The following is a 12,469-nucleotide window of genomic DNA, read 5'->3' as shown; positions in this document are numbered from 1 at the left end:
CCTTATACATGAACAATATGAACGTAATTATTGCCGATGACCATCCGATTGTACTGTTCGGTATTCGCAAATCACTTGAACAGATCGAGTGGGTGAATGTAGTCGGTGAATTTGAAGATTCCACAGCCCTCATTAACAACCTGCCTAAACTTGATGCGCACGTGCTCATTACCGATCTCTCCATGCCTGGAGATAAATACGGTGATGGGATCACGCTCATCAAATACATTAAACGCCACTTCCCGGACATTTCGATCATTGTTCTGACCATGAACAATAACCCGGCGATCCTGAGCGCCGTTCTGGATCTCGATATTGAAGGGATTGTGCTGAAACAAGGCGCACCTACCGATCTTCCAAAAGCGCTGGCGGCGCTACAGAAAGGGAAGAAATTCACTCCTGAGAGCGTCTCACGCCTGCTTGAAAAAATCAGCGCGGGTGGTTATGGCGACAAGCGTCTCTCGCCTAAAGAGAGTGAAGTTCTGCGTCTGTTCGCTGAAGGTTTCCTGGTCACTGAAATCGCCAAGAAGCTGAACCGCAGTATTAAAACCATCAGTAGCCAGAAAAAATCCGCGATGATGAAGCTGGGTGTGGATAACGATATCGCCCTGCTGAACTATCTCTCTTCCGTGACGCTGAGCGCAACGGACAAAGACTGATCTTCGCTGTCTATGCCGGGTGGCGCTCGCGCTTACCCGGCCTACAAACCCCGCAGGCCCGCGCAAGCGCAGCGCCGCCGGGCACATAAAAAAGGCCCTTTCGGGCCTTTTTTATTGTCTCGCTTTTCGTACCCGCTCCGCATAGACGGATAGCGTCTGCTTCAGTACATCCAGCGTGACCGGCTTCGACAGGCAGCTGTCCATTCCCGACTCCAGACAGCGCTGCTTCTCCTCCGCCAGCGCGTTGGCTGTCACCCCCACCACCGGCAGCGTCAGCCCCAGCTGTCGGATACGCTGCGTCAGACGGTAGCCGTCCATGTTAGGCATGTTCACATCGCTGAGCACAATATCAATATGGTTCTTACTTAAGACATTCAGGGCATCCACGCCATCATTGGCCGTTTTACACTGATAGCCCAGAGAGCCAAGCTGGTCTGCGAGCAGACGACGGTTAATCGGATGATCGTCGACGACCAGAATCATCATATCGTCATTCACCGACGCCAGCTCATCAGGGGAAGCCAGCACGGTGGCGCCGTCGCTGTCTTCAAGCTGCACGCTGTAAATGCGCGCCAGCAAGCCCAGCAGCTCGTGCGGTGTCGCCACGCTGTGCACCCATACTCCAGGCGAACGCTCAAGCGGAATACCGATATGACGGCGGCAGAACATCACCACGCCGCGCCCCGCCCACGCCTGTTCCGGCTCAACGTCGGTGATCAGCATGTCATCCGCGCCCGGCGTCTGGCCTTCGTAGCGCGAAACCCGCACGCCGCTGCTGGTCAGCATTGAGGTCAGGAAATCATGTAAGGAGGCGTTGTGCACCGCCAGCCAGAAGTGCTTATCGCTCAGGCCGTCGACCGTGGTTTTCGCCGGATAATGCGCCGAATAGAGCGGAATACGAATGGTGAACTGGCTGCCCATACCCGGCTCAGTATCGACAGAGATATCCCCGTCCATCATGCTGATAAGCTTCTCGCAAATAGCCAGACCAAGCCCGGTCCCCTGGAAATTACGCTGGACGCCGGTTCCTACCTGGAAGAACGGATCGAACAGGCGAACAACTTCTTTCGCCGGAATCCCCACCCCCGTGTCGCGCACGCGAATGGTCAGGTACTCCCCTGCCCGACAGACGTGCAGCACAATACAGCCGATATCGGTGAATTTGATGGCGTTGCTCAGCAGGTTTGAGATGACCTGTTGCAGACGCATCGGATCGCCATGCAGCGTCAGGGGCACATCCGGCTCGATAAAGCAGTACAGCCCAAGCTGTTTACGCACCACCAGCGGCAGATAGTTAGCGCAGATATGGTTCATCACCTCGCGCGGGGAGAACTCGCGCGGCTCTATTTTCAACTGCTCGGATTCAATTTTAGAGAAGTCGAGAATATCGCTGATGATTTTCAGCAGCAGGCTGGACGAGTTGTTCATGGCCGTCACCAGCCGGTCGACCCCTTTCGGCAGCTCTTTGGTCTGGAGCAGATCGAGGTTACCGATAATACCGTACAGCGGCGTACGCAGCTCATGACTGACGGTCGCGAGGAACATCGATTTCGACTGACTGGCCTGCTCCGCCGCCTGCGCCATATCCTGCAACGACTCTTCCATTTTCACGCGCGCAGAGACGTCCACCAGCACGCAAATCGCCACGTTTTCATTACGGTAGCGCGAATGGACAAAGCTGATTTGCAGGTTGGTGTGGGTGCTGGTCAGCACATCCACAAAGTTAACCTGCTGACCGCAGATGATCTGCGTTAACCGCTGGCGGTCTTCATGCGTTAGCATGTTCAGGTAGTTATGGGCAAGCTCGTTACTGAGGATATTTGTCCCGTCCTGAGTACGCAGGATGCAGATCCCCACCGGTGCCGAGGCGACAATTTTACGGTTAAACTGCTCGTGCTCCTCCAGACGCTGAGCATCCGCCTCCGCCGGAATAAAGATCCGCCGCTCATACATTCTCGCCAGCATAAACAGCGCGACACCTACCGCGATGTTCAACAAAATGGCGTTAAGGATCAGGATGCGAATGCGCTCCAGCACCTTATCCACCGGCAGCGAGTAGACAATGCTCAGCGACGATGGCGGTAAACTTTTCTTGAGCACCAGCTCGCGGAACCCGGAGGTATAGCCAAACCATGACCGCTCCTGCATCCAGCTGGGTTCCACCTTCAGGCGGTTTTCAGGCCCGGTAAGGGAGATGAGCGGATGGCCGTTTTCATCCAGAATGGTCACGCCCATCGGCAGACTGCCCGGCGTGAAGAAGTTTTCCATGCGGATGGTTTGTTCAATCCCCAGCAGCGCTTGCAGGCGGTTTCCGAGGTAAACCGGAGTCAGGGCATAGAAATAGCCGACCCCCATGCGCGGCCCCTGGCTTATCCAGAAGATGTTGTTCCCGCGCTCTTCCTGAGGCGCATTGCGATATTTCACTATGCGCTCATGCAGACTTTTCAGCGCGTCTTCACGTTCGACGGGCATATCCCGCAGGCCGAAATCTGCCATGCAGAGATTTTCGTTGCTAATCAGATAGACGCGGTTCAGATCGTAAGCGGCCGAGAAGTTATCGCGCCAGTAGCGCATAAACCATGACAGGGACTCCAGTGAACCACGCCAGGCTTTGCCCATGGCGGAACAATCGGAATCCGGGAAGAGCGGTTCGAAATCAGGCACTTCGGTTTTTTCATCCCGACCGCGGATGGCAAGAATGCCGTTCTCCGCCGTCAGTCGATTCTCAGCAATATACTTAAGCTCTTTCATCACGTCAGACGTACGCTGGATATAGCGCTGAGCCTGATCCGAGCTCAAATTAAACTCCTGGCGGATCTCCGCTTCTTTCTGGTGTAACGCGTTAACGATGTAAAACACCGAGAGCAGTGCCACCAGCAACCATAGCAGTAGCGCAAGCGCCCGAAACAGATAGCGGGAGACTTTTAACGTGGTACGAAAGGAGACGAGGTATTTCAAAGGGGCGAGGCTCCGCCGTCGGGGTCAAAAAGAATGTGGTTAAGGTAGCGGTAAACGCGGCTTGTCGCAACGTTCACTTGTCTGCTTGCGCAAAACAAAAGGGCCGGAAACCGGCCCTTTATGCGTCAGGAGACGTTACTCGTCAGCGTCATCCGCTGCTTCATCATCGATGTCCGCTTCCGGGGCGATTTCATCATCCCCTTCCGCGACGCTGCCGTCGATAGAGTCGAGCTCTTCGTCATCCACCGGCTCAGCAACGCGTTGCAGACCGACGACGTTTTCATCTTCCGCAGTGCGGATGAGGATAACGCCCTGGGTGTTACGACCTACCACGCTGATCTCTGACACGCGGGTACGCACCAGCGTACCGGCATCGGTGATCATCATGATCTGGTCCGCGTCGTCCACCTGCACCGCGCCAACAACGGAACCGTTGCGCTCGGTCACTTTGATGGAGATAACGCCCTGCGTGCCGCGTGACTTGGTTGGGTATTCACTTTCCGCCGTACGTTTACCGTAGCCGTTCTGGGTGACGGTCAGGATTGCGCCTTCGCCACGAGGAACGATCAGGGAAACAACGGAGTCTTCACCCGCCAGCTTGATACCACGCACGCCGGTCGCCGTACGACCCATTGCGCGCACGGCGTTCTCTTTAAAGCGCACCACTTTACCGGCGGCAGAGAAGAGCATCACTTCATCAGAACCGGACGTCAGATCCACGCCGATCAGTTCGTCGCCTTCGTTCAGGTTCACCGCGATAATCCCGGCAGAACGTGGACGGCTGAACTCGGTCAGTGCGGTTTTCTTCACGGTACCGCTCGCGGTCGCCATAAAGACGTTCACGCCCTCTTCGTACTCGCGTACCGGCAGTATGGCGGTGATACGTTCGTTCGCTTCCAGCGGCAGCAGGTTGACGATTGGACGTCCACGCGCGCCACGGCTTGCTTCCGGCAGCTGATAGACTTTCATCCAGTACAGACGGCCCCGGCTGGAGAAGCAGAGGATCGTGTCATGGGTGTTCGCCACCAGCAGACGATCAATGAAGTCTTCTTCTTTAATACGCGCCGCAGATTTGCCTTTACCGCCCCGACGCTGAGCTTCGTAGTCGGTCAACGGCTGATACTTCACGTAGCCCTGGTGAGACAGCGTCACTACCACGTCTTCGCGGTTGATCAGATCTTCAATGTTGATATCAGAGCTGTTGGCCGTGATTTCGGTGCGACGCTCATCGCCGAACTGATCGCGAACCAGCTCCAGCTCTTCACGGATCACTTCCATCAGGCGCTCTGCGCTACCCAGGATATGCAGCAGCTCGGCAATCTGCTCCAGCAGCTCTTTGTACTCGTCGAGCAGTTTTTCATGCTCAAGGCCGGTCAGTTTCTGCAAACGCAGATCCAGAATCGCCTGGGCCTGCTGTTCAGTCAGGTAGTACTGACCGTCACGCACGCCGAATTCCGGCTCCAGCCACTCAGGACGCGCAGCGTCATCGCCGGCACGTTCCAGCATCGCCGCCACGTTGCCCAGATCCCATGAACGCGCAACCAGCGACGCCTTCGCTTCTGCTGGCGTCGGCGCACGGCGGATCAGCTCGATGATCGGGTCGATGTTCGCCAGCGCAACGGCCAGTGCTTCAAGGATATGGGCACGGTCGCGCGCTTTGCGCAGTTCGAAGATGGTACGGCGAGTCACCACTTCACGGCGGTGACGCACGAACGCGCTCAGGATCTCTTTCAGGTTCATGATCTTCGGCTGGCCATGGTGCAGCGCAACCATGTTGATACCGAAGGAGACCTGAAGCTGAGTCTGGGAGTAAAGGTTGTTCAACACAACTTCACCCACCGCGTCGCGCTTGATTTCAATCACGATGCGCATACCGTCTTTGTCAGACTCGTCACGCAGCGCGCTGATGCCTTCAACGCGTTTTTCTTTTACCAGCTCGGCGATTTTTTCAATCAGTCGCGCTTTGTTCACCTGATACGGGATCTCGTGAACAATAATGGTTTCACGGCCGGTTTTGGCGTCCGCTTCCACTTCGGCGCGGGCACGGATGTAAATCTTGCCGCGACCGGTACGGTACGCTTCTTCAATACCGCGACGGCCATTGATGATTGCCGCCGTCGGGAAGTCCGGGCCCGGGATGTGTTCCATCAGCCCTTCAATGCTGATGTCTTCATCGTCAATGTAGGCCAGGCAGCCGTTGATCACTTCCGTGATATTGTGCGGCGGAATGTTGGTTGCCATACCGACGGCGATACCGGACGAACCGTTCACCAGCAGGTTTGGGATCTTCGTTGGCATGACGTCAGGAATTTTTTCCGTGCCGTCGTAGTTATCAACGAAATCAACCGTCTCTTTTTCCAGGTCAGCCATCAGCTCATGGGCAATCTTCGCCAGACGGATTTCCGTATAACGCATTGCCGCGGCGGAGTCGCCGTCGATAGAACCAAAGTTACCCTGACCATCTACCAGCATGTAACGCAGCGAGAAGGGCTGCGCCATACGGACAATGGTGGCGTACACCGCGAAATCACCATGAGGATGGTATTTACCGATTACGTCACCAACGACACGGGCAGATTTTTTGTAGGCTTTATTCCAGTCATTGCCCAATACGTTCATGGCGTATAGTACGCGACGGTGTACCGGCTTCAGGCCATCGCGGACGTCCGGCAGCGCACGGCCAACAATGACCGACATCGCATAGTCCAGATAGGAGCTTTTCAGCTCTTCCTCGATGTTAACCGGTGTAATTTCTCTCGCAAGGTCGCTCATCTAACCGCTATCCCTCTACTGTATCCCGGATTCAAAGGTCGCAAATTATAACACAGCCGCGGTGATACAGGTAAACCTATACGCTTTATTCACAGGGATTGCCTGATATACTCATTTGTCTTGCTAAATAAGGAGTAAAAGCGCCCATGAATGCCGAAAAATCCCCGGTGGCTCACAACGTTGACCACGAAGAGATTGCCAAATTTGAAGCGGTGGCGTCCCGCTGGTGGGATCTCGAAGGTGAGTTCAAACCTCTGCATCGTATTAACCCGCTGCGTCTGGGCTATATCGCGGAGCGTTCCGGCGGTCTGTTCGGTAAGAAAGTGCTCGACGTCGGCTGCGGCGGCGGCATCCTGGCGGAAAGTATGGCGCGTGAAGGGGCCACCGTCACCGGTCTGGACATGGGCTTCGAACCTCTACAGGTTGCGCGTCTTCATGCGCTGGAGTCCGGCATACAGGTAGAATACGTTCAGGAAACCGTGGAAGAGCACGCGGCAAAACATGCGCACCAGTATGACGTGGTGACCTGCATGGAGATGCTGGAGCACGTTCCCGATCCGCAGTCGGTCGTCAGCGCCTGTGCAAACCTGGTTAAACCGGGTGGACAGGTCTTCTTCTCGACCATCAACCGCAACGGCAAAGCCTGGCTGATGGCCGTGGTAGGCGCGGAATATGTGCTGCGCATGGTGCCGAAAGGGACGCACGACGTGAAGAAGTTCATCAAGCCTGCCGAACTGCTGGGCTGGGTTGACCAGACATGGCTTAAGGAGCAGCACATGACGGGCCTGCACTACAACCCGTTGACCGATAAATTCAAACTTGCCCCGGGCGTGGATGTTAACTATATGTTGCACACAACCGCCAAAAACGACTAACGTCATTCGTTATTCTTATAAAGATTGCGCGACATCATGTTGCGCAATTCTGACCTCCCGTTGAAGAAATCAGCACTCGATCAAATTTTGAATTTTTTTTCTTAATTATTGACATCTCTTCCAGGCCTTACGGCACGAGGACTTAGCCTTTTTTACCCTTTCACAACCTCAATTTAACGTCAAAATCAACCCTTGTACTGAAAAGAATCCTTACTAGAATACTCACCATATAGCGTTCTTCTTATCGCAAAACCCCTATATGTAGTATTTATCCACAGAGTTAGTCACAAGACGGGTCTGTGGATAAGCGGGGGATATTTTTTATTTCACGGACAGGTAAAAACCCACATGAATCAGAGTCTGCTGGTGACAAAGCGCGACGGTACCACCGAGCGTATCAATCTGGACAAAATCCATCGAGTTCTCGACTGGGCAGCAGAAGGACTGAACAACGTATCTATCTCCCAGGTTGAACTGCGTTCTCACATTCAGTTCTACGACGGCATCAAAACGTCTGATATCCACGAAACCATTATCAAAGCAGCGGCAGATCTGATCTCCCGCGACGCACCGGATTATCAGTACCTCGCTGCGCGTCTGGCGATTTTCCACCTGCGTAAAAAAGCCTACGGTCAGTTCGAGCCGCCGAAGCTTTACGATCACGTAGTGAAAATGGTTGAGCTGGGCAAATACGACACGCATCTGCTGGAAGACTATACGGAAGAAGAGTTCGAGCAGATGAACGGGTTTATCGATCACTGGCGCGACATGAACTTCTCCTACGCGGCGGTGAAGCAGCTCGAAGGCAAATACCTGGTTCAGAACCGTGTAACCGGTGAGATCTACGAAAGCGCCCAGTTCCTCTATATTCTGGTGGCCGCCTGCCTGTTCTCTAATTATCCACGCGAAACCCGTCTGGACTACGTGAAGCGTTTCTACGATGCGGTCTCTACGTTCAAGATTTCTCTGCCTACGCCAATCATGTCTGGCGTGCGCACCCCTACCCGTCAGTTCAGCTCCTGCGTTCTGATCGAGTGCGGTGACAGCCTGGATTCCATCAACGCGACCTCCAGCGCCATCGTGAAATACGTTTCCCAGCGTGCCGGTATCGGCATCAACGCCGGTCGTATCCGTGCGCTTGGCAGCCCGATCCGCGGCGGTGAAGCGTTCCACACCGGCTGTATCCCGTTCTACAAGCACTTCCAGACGGCAGTAAAATCCTGCTCTCAGGGCGGCGTGCGCGGTGGCGCTGCGACCCTGTTCTACCCGATGTGGCACCTGGAAGTGGAAAGCCTGCTGGTTCTGAAGAACAACCGCGGCGTGGAAGGCAACCGCGTGCGTCACATGGACTACGGCGTGCAGATCAACAAGCTGATGTACACCCGCCTGCTGAAAGGGGAAGACATCACCCTGTTCAGCCCGTCCGACGTCCCGGGCCTGTATGACGCGTTCTTCGCCGATCAGGATGAGTTCGAGCGTCTGTACACCAAATATGAAAAAGACGACAGCATCCGTAAGCAGCGCGTGAAGGCGGTCGATCTGTTCTCCCTGATGATGCAGGAACGTGCTTCTACCGGCCGTATCTACATCCAGAACGTTGACCACTGCAACACCCACAGCCCGTTCGATCCGGTGGTTGCGCCAGTGCGCCAGTCCAACCTGTGCCTGGAGATCGCCCTGCCGACCAAACCGCTGGACGATGTGAACGACGAAAACGGCGAAATCGCGCTGTGTACGCTCTCTGCGTTCAACCTGGGTGCGATTAAGAGCCTGGACGAGCTGGAAGAGCTGGCGGTGCTGGCTGTTCGTGCCCTCGACGCCCTGCTGGACTACCAGGATTACCCAATCCCGGCGGCAAAACGCGGCGCAATGGGTCGTCGCACTTTAGGTATCGGCGTAATCAACTTCGCCTACTGGCTGGCGAAAAACGGCAAGCGTTACTCCGACGGCAGCGCCAACAATCTGACGCACCAGACGTTCGAAGCGATCCAGTACTACCTGATGAAAGCCTCTAACGAGCTGGCGAAAGAGCAAGGCGCGTGCCCGTGGTTCAACGAAACCACTTACGCGAAAGGCATTCTGCCGATCGACACCTATAAAAAAGACCTGGATGCGATCGTCAGCGAGCCGCTGCACCTCGACTGGGAAGGCCTGCGCGAGTCCATTAAAACTCACGGCCTGCGTAACTCCACGCTCTCTGCCCTGATGCCGTCCGAGACCTCTTCGCAGATCTCCAACGCCACTAACGGTATTGAGCCACCGCGCGGGCACGTCAGCATTAAAGCGTCGAAAGACGGCGTGCTGCGTCAGGTGGTACCGGATTACGAAACGCTGGGTGACAACTACGAGCTGCTGTGGGAAATGCCAAACAACGACGGCTACCTCCAACTGGTGGGTATCATGCAGAAGTTTATCGACCAGTCGATCTCTGCCAATACCAACTACGACCCGACGCGCTTCCCGTCCGGCAAGGTACCGATGCAGCAGCTGCTGAAAGACCTGCTGACCGCCTACAAATTTGGCGTGAAAACGCTGTACTATCACAACACCCGTGATGGTGCGGAAGACGCCCAGGACGACCTGGCGCCGTCAATTCAGGACGATGGCTGCGAAAGCGGCGCATGTAAGATCTAATAAATTCCCTCACCCTAACCCTCTCCCACAGGGAGAGGGAACTCTTTCCCCCTCTCCCTGTGGGAGAGGGCCGGGGTGAGGGGAAATAACACCACAGGACTCACCGCAATGGCATATACCACCTTTTCACAGACGAAAAACGACCAGCTCAAAGAGCCGATGTTCTTCGGCCAGCCGGTCAACGTGGCACGCTACGATCAGCAAAAATATGACATCTTCGAAAAGCTGATTGAAAAGCAACTCTCCTTCTTCTGGCGTCCGGAAGAAGTTGACGTTTCCCGCGACCGTATCGATTTCCAGGCGCTGCCGGAACACGAAAAGCACATCTTCCTCAGCAACCTGAAGTACCAGACGCTGCTGGACTCCATTCAGGGACGTAGTCCGAACGTGGCGCTGCTGCCGCTAATCTCGATTCCTGAGCTGGAAACCTGGGTAGAAACCTGGGCGTTCTCCGAGACGATCCACTCCCGCTCTTACACCCACATCATCCGCAACATTGTGAACGATCCGGCGGTGGTGTTTGACGATATCGTCACCAACGAACAGATCCAGAAGCGCGCCGAAGGCATTGCGCACTACTACGACGAGCTGATCGAGATGACCAGCTACTGGCATCTGCTGGGCGAAGGCACGCATAACGTGAACGGCAAAACCGTTACCGTAAACCTGCGGGCCCTGAAAAAGCAGCTCTATCTGTGCCTGATGAGCGTCAACGCGCTGGAAGCGATCCGCTTCTACGTGAGCTTCGCCTGCTCCTTCGCCTTTGCCGAGCGCAAGCTGATGGAAGGTAACGCCAAAATTATCCGTCTGATCGCCCGTGACGAAGCCCTGCACCTGACCGGCACCCAGCATATGCTAAACCTGCTGCGCAGCGGTGCGGACGACCCGGAGATGGCGGAAATCGCCGAAGAGTGCAAACAGGAGTGCTACGACCTGTTCTTGCAGGCCGCCCAGCAGGAGAAAGAGTGGGCAGACTACCTGTTCCGCGACGGCTCCATGATTGGCCTGAACAAAGACATTCTGTGCCAGTACGTGGAGTACATCACTAACATCCGCATGCAGGCTGTGGGTCTCGATCTGCCATTCCAGACGCGCTCTAACCCAATTCCGTGGATCAATACCTGGCTGGTGTCCGATAACGTGCAGGTTGCGCCGCAGGAAGTGGAAGTGAGCTCTTATCTGGTCGGTCAGATTGATTCTGAAGTCAACACCGACGACCTGAGCGACTTCCAGCTCTGATGTCACGCGTCACGTTAAGTCTTTCCGGCACTGAGGTTCTGTGTCGGGAAGAGCACCCTTCCCTGCTGGTGGCGCTTGAAGCGCATCAGGTGGAGGTAGAGTACCAGTGTCGTGAAGGCTATTGCGGTTCGTGCCGCTGCCGTCTGGTCGCAGGCCAGGTGGACTGGCTGACCGAACCGCTGGCCTTTATCAGTGAAGGGGAAATTTTGCCCTGCTGCTGCCGGGCAAAAGGCGATATTGAGATCGAGATGTAAAAAAGGGCCTTACGGCCCTTTTTCTATTTTAAGAACGTCACCGCTTTATCCGGGAAATCCGTAAACAGCCCGTCCACGTCCGCCTGCTTATACAACACCTCGTAAAGCTGATTCACATCGGTGGCATATGGCGGCAGCTGATCGGCACGCACCGTGTACGGATGCACCTGCATCTTGCTGGCGTGCGCCTCTTTCACCATCGCCGTCAGCTTCACGTGGCCAGGCGTTGAGCCTTCCGCCACCAGCATGTGATAATCCGGCCCGATGCCGTCAGCGTACTGCGCAATCTGCTTCATCGCGCCCGGCTTGAACATCCAGTCGTAGCTGTAATTCATCCACTTCCCGTCCGGCTGTTTCTCCTGGGTTTCATTCCAGTCGGTATAGGCAATCAGCTGCACCAGATTGAGATCCATCCCCATCTTCGGCTCCAGCTCGGTTTTGATGCGCTTCAGCTCGGCGGCGTCAAAACACTGCAGGAAAACCTTATCCTGCTTGCTGGTGTAGCCGTACTTTTTCAGTACCTCCAGCGTCTTCGCGGCAATGTCCTTCCCTTCCTGATGGTGGAACCATGGGGCTTTGATTTCCGGGTAGATGCCGATGTTTTTACCGGTGGAGTGGTTCAGTCCCTGAACAAACTCAATCTCTTCCTGGAAGGTATGGATCCGGAAGTCAGATTTGCCCATCGGGAAACGTCCCGGATAGACCTGCACCTTCTTGCCGTTTTCAATCTCGAAGCCTTCGGTGAACTTCAGGGAGCGGATCTCCGCCAGCGTGAAGTCGATAGCGTAGTAGCGACCATCTTTACGGGCGCGATCCGGGAAACGCTCTGCCACGTCCGTCACGCGGTCAAGATAATGGTCGTGCAGGACGACCAGCTGGTCGTCCTTCGTCATCACCAGATCCTGCTCCAGGTAATCCGCCCCCTGCGCATAGGCCATCGCTTTTGCCGGCAGCGTATGCTCTGGCAGATAGCCGCTCGCACCTCGGTGGGCAATAACGATTTTATCCGCCGCCAGCGCGGAGCCTGTCATCAGGCCCGCCAGCAGCAGGCCGGTTGCTAACTGAGTTAATTTCATCG

The 12,469-nt window shown here is 55.4% G+C and carries 8 protein-coding genes; 5 read left to right on the top strand and 3 right to left on the bottom strand.

The window, feature by feature from the left end; translation table 11 throughout:
• The first annotated feature begins 8 nt into the window (after positions 1 to 8).
• On the top strand, positions 9 to 659 hold the full coding sequence (gene rcsB, locus ACOTXL_RS04680; RefSeq protein ID WP_003859405.1) for a response regulator transcription factor RcsB: 651 nt from the start codon (positions 9 to 11) through the stop codon (positions 657 to 659).
• Positions 660 to 770: 111 nt separating this feature from the next.
• Here the strand turns inward: rcsB and rcsC are convergent, their stop codons facing one another.
• Positions 771 to 3,617, bottom strand: a complete 2,847-nt coding sequence (gene rcsC, locus ACOTXL_RS04675) for a two-component system sensor histidine kinase RcsC (RefSeq protein ID WP_045350232.1) — start codon at positions 3,615 to 3,617, stop codon at positions 771 to 773.
• Between the two features lie 135 nt (positions 3,618 to 3,752).
• The gene (gyrA, locus tag ACOTXL_RS04670) at positions 3,753 to 6,389 is read right to left on the bottom strand and encodes a DNA topoisomerase (ATP-hydrolyzing) subunit A (RefSeq protein WP_045345847.1); all 2,637 of its coding nucleotides are present in this window, start codon (positions 6,387 to 6,389) and stop codon (positions 3,753 to 3,755) included.
• 146 nt (positions 6,390 to 6,535) lie between these two features.
• On the opposite strand from gyrA, the gene ubiG reads away from it, so the two are divergent.
• From ubiG to yfaE, 4 genes are all read left to right on the top strand, one after another.
• Positions 6,536 to 7,264: a bifunctional 2-polyprenyl-6-hydroxyphenol methylase/3-demethylubiquinol 3-O-methyltransferase UbiG gene (ubiG, locus tag ACOTXL_RS04665; RefSeq protein WP_003859413.1), complete on the top strand. Its 729-nt coding sequence runs from the start codon at positions 6,536 to 6,538 to the stop codon at positions 7,262 to 7,264.
• 348 nt (positions 7,265 to 7,612) lie between these two features.
• Complete coding sequence (gene nrdA, locus ACOTXL_RS04660) at positions 7,613 to 9,898, top strand: class 1a ribonucleoside-diphosphate reductase subunit alpha (RefSeq protein ID WP_003859415.1); 2,286 nt, start codon at positions 7,613 to 7,615, stop codon at positions 9,896 to 9,898.
• A gap of 108 nt (positions 9,899 to 10,006) precedes the next feature.
• On the top strand, positions 10,007 to 11,137 hold the full coding sequence (gene nrdB / locus ACOTXL_RS04655; protein ID WP_023314567.1) for a class Ia ribonucleoside-diphosphate reductase subunit beta: 1,131 nt from the start codon (positions 10,007 to 10,009) through the stop codon (positions 11,135 to 11,137).
• Positions 11,137 to 11,391, top strand: a complete 255-nt coding sequence (gene yfaE, locus ACOTXL_RS04650) for a class I ribonucleotide reductase maintenance protein YfaE (protein ID WP_045350231.1) — start codon at positions 11,137 to 11,139, stop codon at positions 11,389 to 11,391. The genes nrdB and yfaE overlap by 1 nt, the downstream gene beginning before the upstream one ends.
• Positions 11,392 to 11,414: 23 nt before the next feature.
• On the opposite strand, the gene glpQ is transcribed toward yfaE, so the two are convergent.
• Positions 11,415 to 12,467, bottom strand: a complete 1,053-nt coding sequence (gene glpQ, locus ACOTXL_RS04645) for a glycerophosphodiester phosphodiesterase (protein WP_023324988.1) — start codon at positions 12,465 to 12,467, stop codon at positions 11,415 to 11,417.
• Between the last annotated feature and the right edge of the window lie 2 nt (positions 12,468 to 12,469).

It is taken from the genome of Enterobacter cloacae complex sp. IR5402 (assembly GCF_049238125.1).
Lineage (GTDB): Bacteria > Pseudomonadota > Gammaproteobacteria > Enterobacterales > Enterobacteriaceae > Enterobacter > Enterobacter hormaechei_C.
This window is presented reverse-complemented; position numbering and strand designations above follow the sequence as displayed.

Coding starts and splice junctions, on each gene's coding strand:
- rcsB (WP_003859405.1), top strand. CDS start 9: ATGAACAATATGAACGTAATTATTGCCGATGACCATCCGATTGTACTG.
- gyrA (WP_045345847.1), bottom strand. CDS start 6,389: ATGAGCGACCTTGCGAGAGAAATTACACCGGTTAACATCGAGGAAGAG.
- ubiG (WP_003859413.1), top strand. CDS start 6,536: ATGAATGCCGAAAAATCCCCGGTGGCTCACAACGTTGACCACGAAGAG.
- nrdA (WP_003859415.1), top strand. CDS start 7,613: ATGAATCAGAGTCTGCTGGTGACAAAGCGCGACGGTACCACCGAGCGT.
- nrdB (WP_023314567.1), top strand. CDS start 10,007: ATGGCATATACCACCTTTTCACAGACGAAAAACGACCAGCTCAAAGAG.
- yfaE (WP_045350231.1), top strand. CDS start 11,137: ATGTCACGCGTCACGTTAAGTCTTTCCGGCACTGAGGTTCTGTGTCGG.
- glpQ (WP_023324988.1), bottom strand. CDS start 12,467: ATGAAATTAACTCAGTTAGCAACCGGCCTGCTGCTGGCGGGCCTGATG.